General features: G+C 25.5%; 15 protein-coding genes, 1 riboswitch and 1 other annotated feature (1 of these 17 cut by a window edge). Of the genes, 10 read left to right on the top strand and 5 right to left on the bottom strand.

What is annotated here, in order from left to right:
- The first annotated feature begins 104 nt into the window (after positions 1 to 104).
- From IC218_RS05215 to IC218_RS05205, 3 genes are all read left to right on the top strand, one after another.
- A complete protein-coding gene (locus IC218_RS05215; protein WP_227435096.1) occupies positions 105 to 398 on the top strand; it encodes an autorepressor SdpR family transcription factor in 294 nt (97 codons plus the stop codon).
- Positions 379 to 1,020 carry an SdpI family protein gene (locus IC218_RS05210; RefSeq protein WP_227823968.1) on the top strand — a complete coding sequence of 214 codons (642 nt, stop codon included), beginning with the start codon at positions 379 to 381 and terminating at the stop codon, positions 1,018 to 1,020. Before IC218_RS05215 ends, IC218_RS05210 begins: the two co-directional genes overlap by 20 nt.
- 258 nt (positions 1,021 to 1,278) lie before the next feature.
- Positions 1,279 to 1,611 (top strand): carboxymuconolactone decarboxylase family protein, encoded by a 333-nt coding sequence (locus IC218_RS05205; protein WP_227435101.1) that lies wholly within the window; start codon positions 1,279 to 1,281, stop codon positions 1,609 to 1,611.
- A gap of 421 nt (positions 1,612 to 2,032) precedes the next feature.
- On the opposite strand, the gene IC218_RS05200 is transcribed toward IC218_RS05205, so the two are convergent.
- On the bottom strand, positions 2,033 to 3,013 hold the full coding sequence (locus tag IC218_RS05200) for a MerR family transcriptional regulator (protein WP_227823967.1): 981 nt from the start codon (positions 3,011 to 3,013) through the stop codon (positions 2,033 to 2,035).
- A gap of 644 nt (positions 3,014 to 3,657) precedes the next feature.
- Here IC218_RS05200 and IC218_RS05195 point away from each other — a divergent pair.
- The 4 genes from IC218_RS05195 to IC218_RS05180 all read left to right on the top strand — a co-directional run bounded on the left by IC218_RS05195 (position 3,658) and on the right by IC218_RS05180 (position 6,796).
- Positions 3,658 to 3,822 (top strand): hypothetical protein, encoded by a 165-nt coding sequence (locus tag IC218_RS05195; protein ID WP_227435106.1) that lies wholly within the window; start codon positions 3,658 to 3,660, stop codon positions 3,820 to 3,822.
- 290 nt (positions 3,823 to 4,112) lie between these two features.
- Positions 4,113 to 5,495 carry a PLP-dependent aminotransferase family protein gene (locus tag IC218_RS05190; RefSeq protein ID WP_227482619.1) on the top strand — a complete coding sequence of 461 codons (1,383 nt, stop codon included), beginning with the start codon at positions 4,113 to 4,115 and terminating at the stop codon, positions 5,493 to 5,495.
- 280 nt (positions 5,496 to 5,775) lie between these two features.
- Entirely contained in the window at positions 5,776 to 6,477 is a 702-nt protein-coding gene (locus tag IC218_RS05185; protein ID WP_227823966.1) for an AzlC family ABC transporter permease, read from the top strand.
- On the top strand, positions 6,470 to 6,796 hold the full coding sequence (locus tag IC218_RS05180; protein ID WP_227435111.1) for an AzlD domain-containing protein: 327 nt from the start codon (positions 6,470 to 6,472) through the stop codon (positions 6,794 to 6,796). The genes IC218_RS05185 and IC218_RS05180 overlap by 8 nt, the downstream gene beginning before the upstream one ends.
- 522 nt (positions 6,797 to 7,318) lie before the next feature.
- Here IC218_RS05180 and IC218_RS05175 read toward each other — a convergent pair.
- The 3 genes from IC218_RS05175 to IC218_RS05165 all read right to left on the bottom strand — a co-directional run bounded on the left by IC218_RS05175 (position 7,319) and on the right by IC218_RS05165 (position 11,555).
- A complete protein-coding gene (locus IC218_RS05175; protein ID WP_227823965.1) occupies positions 7,319 to 8,164 on the bottom strand; it encodes a tetratricopeptide repeat protein in 846 nt (281 codons plus the stop codon).
- Between the two features lie 279 nt (positions 8,165 to 8,443).
- Complete coding sequence (locus IC218_RS05170; RefSeq protein ID WP_227823964.1) at positions 8,444 to 9,211, bottom strand: ABC transporter ATP-binding protein; 768 nt, start codon at positions 9,209 to 9,211, stop codon at positions 8,444 to 8,446.
- A 10-nt stretch (positions 9,212 to 9,221) separates the two neighbouring features.
- The gene (locus IC218_RS05165) at positions 9,222 to 11,555 is read right to left on the bottom strand and encodes an FtsX-like permease family protein (RefSeq protein WP_227823963.1); all 2,334 of its coding nucleotides are present in this window, start codon (positions 11,553 to 11,555) and stop codon (positions 9,222 to 9,224) included.
- A gap of 682 nt (positions 11,556 to 12,237) precedes the next feature.
- Positions 12,238 to 12,331, top strand: a riboswitch (cyclic di-GMP riboswitch).
- Between the two features lie 85 nt (positions 12,332 to 12,416).
- Between IC218_RS05165 and IC218_RS05160 the strand changes: the two genes are divergently transcribed.
- Positions 12,417 to 12,899: an SH3 domain-containing protein gene (locus tag IC218_RS05160; RefSeq protein ID WP_227435116.1), complete on the top strand. Its 483-nt coding sequence runs from the start codon at positions 12,417 to 12,419 to the stop codon at positions 12,897 to 12,899.
- A 249-nt stretch (positions 12,900 to 13,148) separates the two neighbouring features.
- Here the strand turns inward: IC218_RS05160 and IC218_RS05155 are convergent, their stop codons facing one another.
- On the bottom strand, positions 13,149 to 13,676 hold the full coding sequence (locus IC218_RS05155; protein ID WP_227823962.1) for a PadR family transcriptional regulator: 528 nt from the start codon (positions 13,674 to 13,676) through the stop codon (positions 13,149 to 13,151).
- Between the two features lie 376 nt (positions 13,677 to 14,052).
- Here IC218_RS05155 and IC218_RS05150 point away from each other — a divergent pair, with 376 nt between their 5' ends.
- Complete coding sequence (locus IC218_RS05150; protein WP_227482625.1) at positions 14,053 to 14,547, top strand: AAA family ATPase; 495 nt, start codon at positions 14,053 to 14,055, stop codon at positions 14,545 to 14,547.
- Between the two features lie 289 nt (positions 14,548 to 14,836).
- Positions 14,837 to 15,235 carry a hypothetical protein gene (locus IC218_RS05145; RefSeq protein WP_227823961.1) on the top strand — a complete coding sequence of 133 codons (399 nt, stop codon included), beginning with the start codon at positions 14,837 to 14,839 and terminating at the stop codon, positions 15,233 to 15,235.
- A gap of 281 nt (positions 15,236 to 15,516) precedes the next feature.
- Positions 15,517 to 15,725, top strand: a binding site (T-box leader) (it continues 56 nt past the right edge of the window).

The raw sequence follows: 15,725 nt of genomic DNA, 5'->3' as shown, positions 1-15,725 counted from the left end.
ATTTTCAATAACTATTTAGAAAAAAATCTAAATAGTTATTGAAATGAATAATTAATTATGCTATATTGTATTTAGATGAAATTCTAAATAGAGAGGTGATATTGTTGGGTTTTCCAGAAACGTTTAAAGCTCTTTCTGACCCTGTAAGAAGAGAAATCTTACTTATGCTAAAGAATAACAAGATGTCAGCAGGAGAAATTAGTGAAAAATTTAATATGACAAATGCCACAATCTCTTATCATCTATCTCAATTAAAAAAGGCAGGGCTCATATTTGAAACCAAGTATAAAAACTTCATTTTCTATGAAATAAATACTTCAGTTTTTGAGGAAGTTATGCTTTGGTTTTCACAATTTATGGAGAAGGGAGAAAAAGATAATGAAAAAAATGATAAATAAACAATTTGTTTTATCAACTTTAGTATGTTTTATACCATTTATTGTATCAGTTTATTTTTATAATAGATTGCCAGATCAGGTTGCAATTCATTTTGACAATTATGGAAATCCAGATAATTATGCTCCAAAAGTTATAGCGGCTTTTGGTGTACCATTATTAATGCTATGTATTCATTTATATACATGGTTTAGAATTGAAAATGAACCAAAGAAAATAGGATTTTCAAAAATACTTCAAGGTTTTTCAAAATGGGGAGTTGCTATACTTTCAGTTATTTTGCAAGTAATGATGACTGTGTATTCAATAGGAATTACTTTAGAGACAAATTTTTATATAGGATTATTTTCAGGAATATTGATTTTCTTTATTGGAAACTATATTCCTAAATGTAAACAAAACTATACATTAGGAATAAAATTACCATGGACTCTTAATGATGAAGAAAATTGGAATAAAACACATCATTTAGCTGGATGGATTTGGATTATTGGTGGAATATTGTTAATTATTAATGCATTTATTAATATTCCTTTTTATAATACTTTTGTAATAATTATGATTGTAGTGATACCATTTATTTATTCTTATTTTATATATAAAAGTTCAGCTAAAAATAACTAGGATAGTTATATATTTTTATAAAACTTAGCTAAATCTTATATATTTCAGAGCTAAAACAGACAATTAAAAACTTATTAAGATATTTATCTTAGCTCTGAAATTAATTAACATTAAAAGTAAGAAGTCATCAGTAACTATATATTCTAAGGTCATTTACCAATCAGGATATGCATTATAAATTCATATTTAATATTGAAAATATAAGTATGATGTGATATCATACTCTATAAAAATTATTTATGAACGCAGGAGGTAGACATGAATCTTGAAGAAATGAAAGAATATAGAAAATTATATAATAATAAACTAAGTGAAACAGATGAATTTTTTAGAGCCTTTGGAAGTCTTGATGATAAGACTTATTCTGAGGGAGCTATAAGTAAAAAAAATAAAGAGTTGATGGGATTAGCAATTTCTATTTTAAGTCGTTGTGATGAATGCATTTGCTATCATATAGAGGGGTGTGTAAACTCTGAAGCAAGTAAGGCTGAAATTATAGAAGCAATAAAAATAGGTGTAATTGGTGGTGGCTCTATTACATATCCAAATGCAAGATTTGCAATAAAAATCTTAGAAGAACTTAATATATAATTATAGATTTGTTTTTGTAATTAATATTTAATATCTAAGATATATTCTAAGACAGTTTTTTTAATACTGATATAATAAAACCTCTTAGAAAATCAAGTATATCAGAGGATGTATGAGATAAGATTGACGATTAAAAAAAGGAAGTGGTTCTTGGTACTTCATTTATCTTTTTCAACTTTAAGACTTTAGATAAATTTTATTAGATTTAAATATATTGATTGCTTAAAGTTATAATAAAAAATAGATAAACTATATAGTTTATCTATTTTTTATTATAATCTTGTTTAATTGTCAATAGTTAGAATGTTAAATAGAAAGATATATTTCTTCTTTTCAAAAATAATCTTCCTCTATCATAATTGCTATCTCACAGTCATATAATCTTTTTGACAAACTAGTATTATTATGCTGATATTTTTTCTTATTTTTCCTTAATAGGTATTAGTAAATCAAGTTGTATATCTTTTACCTCAAGGTCTGTCTTTTCTATATGGCTAAAATAGTTTAAATGTTCTTCTAAAAGACCACACATATGTTCTTGGTCTTGTAAATCACCTGCAAATTCATATTTCTCACTGTTATTCACCCATTCAAGAAGTGCATCCCATTCAGCAAAATTGCCAAAAGCAATCATATGTGCACCATATAACCCTCCTGCAAATTGCTTTCTTTTAAGTGGTGCCGAAATATCCATATTATCTGGAATTGTCACCCATGCCTCATAACCATGATAGCCTGTTTCATCTATTGGATTAGGATGATTGAAACCATAACGTCTTAAATCTGGTTTAATTTTATTCAAATTATTTTTACGCACGAATTCATCAAGCATTGTATTTGCATGAAGTTCTGGGTCATCACCAATATAATGAGCGGAAGCAATAGTAGTTGGTGGTAGGTATACTATACGTATATCATTGATTTTTGATAGTCTTTCATCTGCTTTATTTAACTTATTCATACCTTGCTCCTCCTTAAAATTAATACTAACAATATTGAGTGATTCAATAGCTGATAACAATGTGTCATTTTCAGAAATAATATTTTTGAATGGTAGTTCTGTAACTTTAATTAATTCTTTGATAAAACAAAAGAGAATATCCTTGATTGTTGAAAGAGCAGTAATTTCCTCGTCTAATTCATTTATATTTTGACGAAAGATGTTAATAGCAGTAACTGCATTTTTATTTTCTAGAATTATTTGAATTTGACGTAAAGGAATTCGCAATTTACGCAAAAGCATAATCTGCTCAATTCTAGAAATTGCTTCATCATCATAAACTCTGTAAGCATAACCTTCACGACGAAAACTTTTAATTAATCCAATTTGTTCATAATAGCGTAGCATTCTAGTGGATATCCCCATATTTTTAGATACTTGGCTTATAGTGATTGTTTTCATTATACTTCCTCCTTACAGTTTCAGTATAAACTACGACACGGTGTCAAAGTCAATAATTAGGCATTATAATTATTTATAACCATTTAATCAGTTTAAATATCTCCTATTACACTTAGTTCTTTGTGAAATTAAATAAGTCTATATAGTAACATAAAAGTTTTTGAGATATTATATATCAAAGGCATACAGGCTATTTATTTCGAGCTGTGTAATCATCTGCCATTATACTAGATACTGTATTTTACAGGAAAATCAAATATTTGATATGTTTTTTTAGAAAAATTCTACTAATAGCATATAAGTTTGAAACTTTTCTGTTATTAAATATTTTACCTTTTATTTACTTTTAGAAATAAAATAGTTAAGGAATCTTACTTATATATTAAATCTGCTACACAATAAATGATTTTTGTTATTTTTACTGTAAAACTTTTAGAAAGAGAAGTACTGATTTTATTACAGAGTTTTTTACAAATTAAATTGCATATTTTTATTTATAGGGTAGAATAAACTAGTTTTGTTAAGTATTTTGAAGGTAAAATAAAGTCAAAAAAATAAAGGAACTAATTTGTCTAACGTTTATTGGTGAAAAATAAACATATAGAAGTTATAATAAATATATAAAAATGTATGAGAGGTGTTGTATGTTTGGCAAACAAAAGGAAAGTGTTAGATTTCTAGAGTTTAATGATGTAGCAGAGAAGTTTGGAGAGAAAAAAGCTGTTGCAATTTTTGATGCAATAGCTGGAAAAAAATCTAAAGAACATATTATCAAAGACATAGAGAAATTAGTCAAAAACGAAGTGTAGATATTTATAAGGTATATTGAGCTTGAGGGTAGCTCTTTATACCTTCTTTTTTATTGTATAAAAATAATTAAATATTCTAGTATTCATTTAATTATGATTGCATTACTTTTATGTTGACAAGAAAGCGCTTTAAATATATGGTGTATATATTAAAATAAATTTAAATGTAATTATGAAATACAGCTATTGATTCATTTGTTTAGGTTAGGGATTTGTATAATCACTTTCCTAATGAATTTATTGTTCTAAATAAACAAAATAGTCAAATTAGTAATGTGAGGTGAAACTTTATGCCAATTAATTCTTTTGAAAATTATCCTATGAATTGGAAACCAAAACGGCCATTAAGAGGACAAATATTATATAAAGCTATTGCAGAACAATTAGAACAAGATATTGATAATGGAACTTTGTTGCCTGGTACCAAATTGCCACCACAACGTGAATTGGCAGACTTCCTAGATGTAAATGTAAGTACTATTTCTAGAGCCTTTAAAATTTGTGAAAAGAAAGGATTAATAAGTGGGGTGACAGGAAGTGGAACTTTTGTAGCTTATGATATACGGTCAAATTTATTTTTGATGTCAAGTAATAAAATTACATTCATTGAAATGGGTACAATGAATCCTGATTTTGCATTAGAAGAAATGAGTACTTTATTTAAACAAATAACTAAAGAATTGGATTTTAAAACTATATTTCAATATGGACAGAGAGATGGCGCTGATTGGCAAAAAGAAGCTATAGCTAAATTGATTTCCCAAACTGGATTTAAAACCTCAGCTGATAGCTTACTTCCTGCAAGTGGAGGACAAAATGCAATTGTAGCCATTTTGGCAGGGCTATTTCAACATGGAGATAGAATAGGTGTAGACCCATTAACTTACCCTGGAATAAAGACAGCAGCCAAAATGCTTGGAATACAATTAATTCCAATTAAACAAGAAAATGGGGAGATTAGTGAAGAAGGTTTATTATATGCATGCAAGAATGAAAATATCAAGGGAATATATATAATACCAGATTATCAAAATCCCACTACACATATAATGTCAGAGGATGGACGAAAAATGATTGCACATATTGCATCCAAATATAACCTAATTGTTATTGAGGATGCTATTCATGGTTTACTTAATGAAATACATTTGAATCCAGTTGCTAATTATATACCTAATCAGACAATTTATATTACAAGTTTATCAAAAATTCTTGCACCTAGCTTACGTCTTGCATACATTGCTACACCTAAAAAGTATAGAGAAGCCTTATCAAGTGCTTTGTATAATATTAATCTCTCTCAATCATATTTTTTAACAGAAATAGCTTATCGTATGATTGCATCAGGAGAAGCAGATAAATTAATTGAGGCACGCCGTAAGTCTGCTAGAAAGAGAAATGAGATTGTCAATCAATATTTATCTGAGTATAATATTTTAGGAAATAATGAATGTATATTTAGATGGTTAATACTACCTGATGATATAATGGCTGAAAAACTTGAGTTACAAGCACTCAAAGAAGGTGTACAGGTTTATGCATCTGAGCGCTTTGCAGTTGGAAAAGAAAAACCTATTTCTGCAATAAGAATAGCTGTATGTGCTACAGAAAATATAGAAGAACTTAAATCTGGTTTAAGTGTATTAAAACGATTACTAAAAGAAAAAAGATAATTGTATTGCACACAATATTTTAATTGTGTGTAATTTTTTTTGCTGTTACAATGAAAATATGATAGATAATTGATTTATAAGAATTGACATATATTATTGCCTCACAACAAAAAGTAATTATAAATTAATAGTATTTCAAAATTAATTTATTTTTATTTATATAGTAAAGCTTATATAGTTAATTCAAATCTATGTTTAAGTATAATTGCAATTATATGATTAATCTATTTTATATTTTAATAATACTCAGTGTATTAAAGGTTAAAAGGAGTGATTTATCATGGAAAGAACTCAGCAACTAAGAGAAAGTTTTATTGCTTCTATACCCATATTTTTGGGCTATATACCAATAGGAATAGTAGGAGGAATACTATTGCAGAAATCTGGTCTTTCACCTTTCCAAATAGCATTAATGGTAACTTTGGTATTTGGAGGAAGTTCTCAATTTATTGCAGCTTCAATGATTTCAGCTGGTGCAAGTGTAACGTCTATTGTATTAACCACATTTATTGTTAATTTGAGACATTTTTTAATGAGTTCCAATTTAAATATGTATATAAAAAATAAAAGTCCAAAGTTTATATTGCCATTTTGCCATACCATAACTGATGAAACTTTTGCAGTTAATTATGAAAAATTTACTACTGGAAATTGGACTGATAAAAATGCAATCTATCTCAATTTTTTTTGCCTAGTTTCATCAGTCTTAGCTAACTTTATTGGGGCATTTTTAGGAGAAACAATATCTATAGATAGTTCTATTTCTGGATTTATACTGACCTCTATGTTTATAGCATTAATAGTTTCTCAAATAAAAAACAAGATTTATGTTTTAGTATTTATATCGTCAATTATTATTTCAATTATTTTATATGTATTGTTTAAGAGTAATTTAGTAATTATAGTTGCATCAATTTTAGCCTCTTTAATTGGGTTCTTTGCAGAAAAGGTACATTCGAAAAAGGAGGAATCTTATGAATAATAGTAATTATATATTTTTTATTATAATAGGAATGTACATTGTTACATACCTTCCAAGAGTTCTTCCAATGTTAATTTTTTCGAAAAAGGATATGCCTGAGTCTTTGAAAAAAATAATGAAATTTATACCTGTAGCAATCCTTACTTCTTTAACAGCGAAAGATGTATTTTTTAATGGAGATAATTTATATTTGTCTGTAGTAAATCCTAAAATTATATCTTTTCTAATTGTGCTTCTTGTTGCATATAAATTTAAATCTATTGGAATTTCTATTGTTACAGGTGTGATATCTATATATTTATTTGGATTTATTATGTAATATTTAACTACTGTCATATACAAATTTAAAAATTATAAATATTTATAAATACCTATTGCTTTAGATTTTATTATCTAACATAATTATATATTTTTAGTATTATCTTGTTATGTATTTTAAATTTAATTGATTAATGTTTTACGTACAAATATAAAGAACTTATTGCTCATATATTAACTTTCATATAGTAATAAGTTCTTTTTTATAATTTAAGTTTGTAATTAATTTATAGGTATTTTAATTTAATAGAGAATATTGTATAAATACATAATAAATATAAATGAATTTATTTTATATTTATATAAAGTCATATAGATTCAGTTACTAAGTAAACTTTAGAATAAGGTAATAATAAATTTAACTGGATTATAAATAAAAGTCTAAAACATGTTAATTTTAATCTATAAAAAATTAAATTATTATATAATAATTTTACATAAGTACTGTGATTTATATATGGAAGTAAAAAAATATTACTTGCACCAATTTATATGTATTTGTTGAATATAATAAATTAGGCATTTACTCTAATTGATTTTTTATTACTTTTAAGTTAAACTTTGCATCATTGTTATCCTTATTAGCATACAATGATTTATTTAAAAATTTTTTTGCTTCATCATATTTTTTATTACCCATACACATAACGGCCTTTAAATTATATGCATCACTTAAATCTTTTTTATAATTAGAATTTTTTTTATCTAAATATTTTAAGCAGTTATTAATTGAAATCAGACCATTATCATATTCGTCTAAATTCATATAGTGACATGTTTGTGCATAATAAGCATCTGAATTAGTAGGATCAATGTCAACTGCTTTTTTCAGTAGTAGAGTAGTATCTTTAAGTGCTTTTTTAAGTGTTTTATCTGAAACTATCTCATGTTTTCTAAATTTTAGATATACAACATCAAGGTATCTAGAACTAAGATTTCGTTTGAAATTTTCATGCCATAATAACTTATATTGATTATTTTCAACTATAAGGTACCTATTAATTTTTAAAGACTCACATTTTTTTAAGTAAATATTTTTTATATCATAAGTTTCTTCTAGTTTAACAAGATTTTTATATTCTTTTTTATCATATTTATATTTTTCTATATTTTCTTCTTTTATTAATTTATAACCAATTACTTTTTTTGTCTCAAGTAATACACTTTGATACTCTTTAAACCTTTCAAGGCTAACTTTTTTCTTGGTGTCTTTGCTTAGTAAATCATATGCTGTTTCATAATCTCCAGAATTTACTCTATCACTGTACTTTTTTGCTACTTCACTAGCACTTTCTCTTGGAGAACATCCTGTTAGTAATATTGCAATTAATACTATTAATATTAAGGGTACTCTTTTAATAATGTTCATAATATAATCCTCTATAATTAAATATTTATTAATTTTATTTTATCATCAAACATTAGATAAGTCATCAGCTTTAATATATATGTGAAGTAGATAGTTTAATAAAATGTTGTATATCTTAATTTAGATATATGAAAAATTTCTTATAAACAATTATTGCTTTAAGAAGTTGTACTTATATTACTTTATAGATTTCCTAATAATAGATTTACTTATTTCTTTACTTATAACTATTTTGATTTTATAATATTAGTAATATCTGTTTTATTTATACTAATATTTCTAAAAACCTAATTCTAATAACCAGTTTGTAAGTTTATTTTCTCTTTCCTTTAAATTGTTATTATATTCATTAAACTTTCCTAATATAATTTCTCCAATGATTACACCATCAGACATAAATACTACTCGTTCTGTTTTTGCTGCAACTTTGGCATCATGAGTTACAAGCATAATGGTTGTACCAGAGTTGTTGATATCTAAAAGAATGTCCATCACTTCATTTGTTACTTTAGAATTAAGTGCACCGGTTGGTTCATCTCCAAATAAGATTTCTGGAGTATTAATTAATGCACGACATATAGCTGCTCTTTGAAGTTGACCACCAGAAACCTGAGTAATATCTTTATCTTTGATTTCTGAAATATTTGTTTTCTCCATAAGTGTTTTTGCTCGTTCATTAATTATTTGGCGGCTTTCTTCCTTTCTCAAATAGGCGGAAAGGACTATATTATCAAAAATATTTAAATTTTTTAGTAAATTGCTTTGTTGAAAGATAAATCCCATTTTTTCTAATCGTATCTTCGATAATTCTTCCTCATACATACTAGAAATCATTTCTCCGCAGAATGTAATATTTCCAGATGTGAGTTTATCCATACCACTTAAGTTATAAAGTAGAGTTGTTTTTCCTGAGCCAGAAGCTCCCATAACAGATACAAACTCTCCATGTTGAATGGTTAAATCAATTCCTTTTAAAACTTGATGTATATTCTCTTTGCTGATGACATATTCTTTACTAATTTTTCTAGCTTCTATAATATTATTCATAATATACCTCTTATTCTATGATAGACATAATTTTTATTTTTTTGATTGTCATACTAATTGCTGTAATAGTAACAGATACAGTTATAATTAAAGTTATTGGACAAACTATATATACAATTAGTGGATTTGTTATAAATTGTAAATTGGATATACCAGAAAGAAGTAGCCCTGCTATTTTCTGACCAATTGTATTTGATGCAATAATTCCTAAAATAATTCCAATTGTAAGCACTAATAATGCTCTTGCAGTATATTGAGTTCGTATATTTTTAGTAGAAAATCCTAAACTAAGCATAATTGCAATTTGTGATGTATCTTTAGCAATCAGCATTTTGAAAAACATTGCTGTAATAAATCCAGAAATCGAAACAGATAGAATAATAGCTAACTTTATAACAAGTCTTAATTGGCTAATAACAGAGCCTAATGTCTGACTTACATAATCATCCATATTTGTAACTTTTGCAGGATAACAATCCATTCTATACTGATCTAATTTATCTGTTAAATTAACTCCAGGTTTCATATTTAAATTTATGATATACCATAAAATTGTATCTTTTTTGTAAGGTAGCATCGCTTTTGCAGTCTTACCACCATATGTAACATCTTGATAAATGCCACTAACTGTGAGAATTAGTTCATTATCTTCTTCTGAAAAAATGGATAAATTATCTCCAACACTTTTCCCTAGTTCATCAGCATTTATAACAGATAGAGCAATCTCATTTTCATTTGTTGGTGCAGAACCATTTACATATTCAAGTGGAAAAGTTGAAAAATCTCCATTTTCTATTTTTATGTTTTCTATTGCTCCATCCTGGTTCACTACCTTATAAGAACTCGTTATAAAGGAATCATATTTTTCAACATCATCATCACTTTCAATCACATTCAATATAGAATTAAGATGGTTTTGAGTTTCATTTGTCTGTTGCAAATCAATGCGAATATCGCTTTGACCAGCTCCCATATAAGTAATAAATTCTGGAGACTGAATAGTATTTAGAAAATTAAGTGGTACAATCATGAGGAAGGTGCAGACAGCATAAACAAAGCAGAGTAAGCTATAAATGGTAAATCTTCCAGTTACTTCATTTAATCCTAAAAAGAGATTAACATTTGTTATTTTGCTTTTGTACAGTTTTATATTATATCTGTTTTGTTTAGTGGTCATTGAAGTACCTGTTTTTAATGCTTCTACTGCTGATATTTTATTAAATCTTTTGAGTATTAGATTACAAAAGAATATAACTGCTATAAATACAATAACTGCACCAATTAATGGGATAAAGACACTAAAAGTATTTTTTTCTACTGTACCCATATAAAGATTGATATTCTCTGTAAAAAAAGTTCCAATAAATAATGAGGTTATATAACCAAAAAAACTTGCTAAAGATGCAATCAATAGATATTTTGCAAGATACAACTTTCGGATATTAACGCTTTGGATACCAATTGCTTTCATAACACCAATTTCACGATAATCTTCTTCAATAGTTGTAATTAGTGTAAATCGTAAGCATAAAGTAGAAATTATAATAAGTAGAATACTAATTAATATAATAATTGCAACTAAAATTCCATCAGATAATGCATTTAGTACTTGATAAAGAGAATAAGTTATTGATGTTCCTGTTTGTGGAAGATTAGTTGATTGATATAACGTTTCAAATTCACTAATTTTATTTATATCATTTAATAGAAATTCAATAAGGTACTCACTTTCACCTAAGTTAGCATGTAAAGTATTCCAATCATCATTACTGATTAAGAAACGCTTTGAAGTAACAAGGGAAGGGTTCATTTGTACATCACGCACAAAGTCTTTTATTGTAAATTCCATGAAGAAATCACCATTGGCTATTTGTATCTTATCTCCAATATTTAAATTATTTTGTTTCATGTAATAGACAGGAACCCCTATTTCTCCATTTTCTATTTTTAATATAGCATTATTCATGTCTAACAAAAAATCGAACTTACTATTTTGCCTCACAAAACTATTTTCTAAAACACTGTCAGATTGGCTTTTTTTCTCATTTCCTAGAAAAATATTTCTTCCATTGATATTTAGAAGTTCAACCGTTTGTTGTTCTTTTACAGACGGAGTTGAAGATGTAAATTCATTGATTAATTTTTGGTTTAATTCTCCAGAATACATTTGAACATAGTGAGGTGCATGAGATTGTCTAAACAAGGAAGACATAGAACTAGTAAGTTCTATAATGATATTTGTAGCACTAGATACCAACATAGCTGCCAGGAAAATAAATATGAATAATGTGGCTGTTACTACTTTATTTCTTGCTAAATCTTTTTGTAATATTCTTTTTAACATATTTCATCCTCGTTTCTTAAAAATTTTAAAAAATTAAAAATACCATAAGTATAGCAATGTAAATAACTAAAGTAAGTGAACTGAGTTGAATATAAAAAAACTCAAGAAAGTGTATCATAAGTGGTTTTTTTATTAATGTTATATATTGATAAGAGATAACAATAGTTACCACTATTTTCATTAAAATTTTTATTAGTTAGTCTTTATGTACTTTCATAATCATACAAATATATGTAGATTTTATACTTATATCTATTCTATAGACTGACCGTCGGTTTATATTAATGATACAGTGATATACCTTTTTTGTCAAGTAAGCTTTAAAAAATTATGATACCTAAATAGTGTTCAATAATCAAAAAAGAGATATAAGGTATAAGAACCTGTATGAATACACAAAAACTTTTTTGTTAATATATATTTATAAAAGTTCCTGTATTAAAGATATAAGAAATTATGAATTTGTCTTTATATCTTCATATTCTTAATATAGAAAAAAGTTTGTTATAAAAAATTATATGTTAGGTAAATTACTATTTTATAGATAATTCATAGAGAATAATACTTTATTTAGTAATATAAAGATATTTTTTATTTATTATTAATTAAAAATTGAATTTATATTTAATTAATATAAAATTTGAGGGAATATTATTTTGTAAATATTTAATTTGTGTTATTATTCAGATATAGGCAATATTAGATAAATCTAATGACGCAAAGCTATAGGGACTAAAATCTTTATATAATAAAGGTCATGTCAGCCAGTTGCCAAAAAGATAATAATTCTTTTTGTTAAATTTATTTTTTAAGAGTTAGGTATTTTTAATAACTTAAAATTTGGCAAGAGGAGGGTTTTAAATGATATCTGAATTAATGTTAAAAAACTTTGATGAATCTAAAATCAATTTTAAGACTAAGATTAAATTGAATTTAAGAGAGAAACCAGATATAAACAGTATGAAATTAAAAAGCATACCAGAAGGAAAAATGGTTAAGTTAAATTGTGTAGATGGAAAATGGGCAGAAGTTGAAAGTAATTATGACAAAGGTTGGTTACTATATAAATATTTAGAGAAATTGAGCAATGCTAAAAGTAATAATATTCTAGAAAACAGAAAAAGAAATTACATAGGAAATATAAAAACTAATGGTTTAAATCTAGAATTAAGAAATGACAGAACAACAGATTCAAAAATAATAACTACAATTCCTGATGGTTTTAAAGTTGAAGTCTGTTATAGTGTTGGAAAATGGACAAGAATCAATATTCACAAAAATGGGAAAAGATATTCTGGATATGTATATAGTCAGTATGTAGAAGAATATTCGACTTTGACATAATCATATATAATAAACTTTATAAAAAAGAATCCTAATAAATGCAAGATGTCATTCATAAGGGTATATGAAAATATATTGAGAAAAAAGTTTTATACAATAGTTAAAGGTAATAACTAAAAATGAATATAATATAGATAGGCACTTCATATGAGGTGCCCTTTCTATATCTATGAAAGAAGAGTAAATAAAATAAATACAAAACAGTAAACTATGAATTATATGTGGAAAGCCATTATCTACAGTTTTTGCTTAACCCTTACAAACAGTTAATAATTTTTTTGTTCCAGAAATTTCTGCTAATACTATATCTATCATACGTTTTACATTAGCAACATGAAATTCACTAACTTCTTTTTCCCAATCATCATCTTTTTGCTTAATCCCTGTTAGATATTGATTTAAAACTTCTAATCGTTTTTCTAAAAGCTTCTTTCTTTCTTCTTTTCCTAGGCATTCAATAAAGAATGCTGTAATAGAAAAAATATTAGTGTCATAATCGAATTTTAAAATAGAACTTCTCAAAGTATCGTGAAATTCTATACTTCCTTTTTCTGTGATTGTGTAAACCGTTTTGTCTGGCATATTACCATCCTTTTTAACAGTACCTAAAATCAATCCTCTTTTTTCTAAAGTCTTAATTGTAGTATATACGGTTGAGTCTGCGATATTAAACCAGTACTTTACATTCATGTATTCTAGCACTTTTATAATTTCATAGGCATTAAGAGGCTTTTCATTTATTAGACCTAAAAGCATTGTTGCTGGTTTTGATAACATTATAATTCACTCTCCTTTGTAATATTTATTATTACATAATTATATATATATTAGTTTTATATTAAACTACTACTATTATCTAGCAGTATTATTGTATCATGGAATTTTAATGAAAGAAAGTATGAATATAGATTATGTTACAAATTAATAAATGTATAAAGTTTAAATTAATTATTTCAAAAATTTAAGTAATAAAAACTGATTTATAAGTTTAATTTTCTACTTAATCCATTTAGGAAGGAATATAAGAGACCTAAAGATAACAAAGCAATTGTATATGGTATGAATAATATGATAGATGTTAAAGTATGATTTTTATATGTTGATGTGATAAAATATGACTAACAAATAAATTGAACTTTGAAAGGAAAAATGAATGAAAAATATTTATATTATTGGTGGGACAATGGGAGTAGGCAAAACAACAGTATGCCAATCTCTAAAATTAATCTTGAAAAATAGTGTTTTTCTTGATGGTGATTGGTGTTGGGATATGCATCCATTTCAAATTACTGTTGAAACGAAAAAAATGGTTCTTTCAAATATTTGTTCATTGTTGAATAACTTTATAAAGTGTAGTACTTTTGAAAATATTATTTTTTGTTGGGTAATGCATGAACAAAGTATTATTGATACTATTATATCTTGCCTAGATATATCTGATTGTAGAGTAATAAATATTTCCTTAATTTGTGATGAAACTGTATTGAGAAAAAGGTTGAAGACCGATGTAGAGGAAGGTTTGCGTTTTACTGATGTAATAGAAAGAAGTGTTAACTATTTACCCATGTATGAAATATTAGCAACAACGAAAATTAATGTTTCTAATAAATCTGTCAAAGAGATTGTTGAAGAGATATCTAAATTGTAAAATTTTAGTTTTTAATTTAAAGTTAATGACATTATAGTATTGTTGAACATTCCAGTGTTGATTGATAAATATAAAAAAGGAATGCATTGCTTAATTCTATTTGTGTAATTCCTATTGTTCCAGTTAGATTAAGAATAAGGACGAAAAAATATAGTCAAATTTTAATATTCTTCTGATATTATAAAAAATATCTAATATAAAAAAATTAGAAATTTGAAAAAATTTGTAGTTTTTGAGTGAGTATATATTATAATAAAATAGATATAAATTTTTTATGAGGGGAAAGTAAATGAAAAAAAAGAAAAAATTGATTAGGATAATTATATGTTTTTTGCTAGTAATCAGTATTGTAAATCCGCTACAAGTAGAAGCTGAAATTATTAACGATTTTAGTACATCTGTTTACTCAACACAAACGAACTATACATCTACTAATGCTAAGTTTAAGACTATTAAATCTAGAAAAAGACATAGAGGTAGTAGTTCAAATAAAAGTAAAATAAAACTAAAAAAACGAAGTACAAGTAATAAAAGGTATAGAAATGGAATTATAAATAGACATAGTAACAGAAGTATAAAAAAACACAGTATAATATCAAAGTTGATATTGTTAGTAATAGTGATATTTATCATTATAGCTATAGTAATAGTAATATTAATTAAAAGAAATAAGAAAAGATTTTATTAGAATATAAAAATAGAATTATTAAAGCCTTATTAAGACTAATTCAAAAATTACATAAAATAGCTAGATAAATAATAAGAAAATAAATTAAATTATTGAAAATAAAATTTAAAAAGTTTGAATTAGGTATAAAATTTTAAGAAAGAAATTAGTATTGATTTTTATTAGTATTATTTTAAAAAAATAGTTTTAAAAGAAGTATATTTAAAAAGCTATAAAAATATATTGACATTTTTTAGAAAAAGTAATATGATTATTTCAATGGCAAAACAATATATAATAAATTAAATCCTATGACAAGGAAGAGTAGTTAAATTTAGGTTCAATATAGAGAGCCAAGGATGGTGGAATCTTGGTAAGAAAAAATTTGATGAATGGGCCTTAGAGGAGTAAATCGAAATCATATTTTTGAGAGTAGACTTTATCGTTAGTCGTACGTTATAGCGAATAGGGTATGTAAGTACCTGATAATGAGATATATAAAAATTGAGTT

This window comes from Clostridioides sp. ES-S-0005-03, from assembly GCF_020658455.1.
Taxonomy (GTDB): domain Bacteria; phylum Bacillota; class Clostridia; order Peptostreptococcales; family Peptostreptococcaceae; genus Clostridioides.
This window is presented reverse-complemented; position numbering and strand designations above follow the sequence as displayed.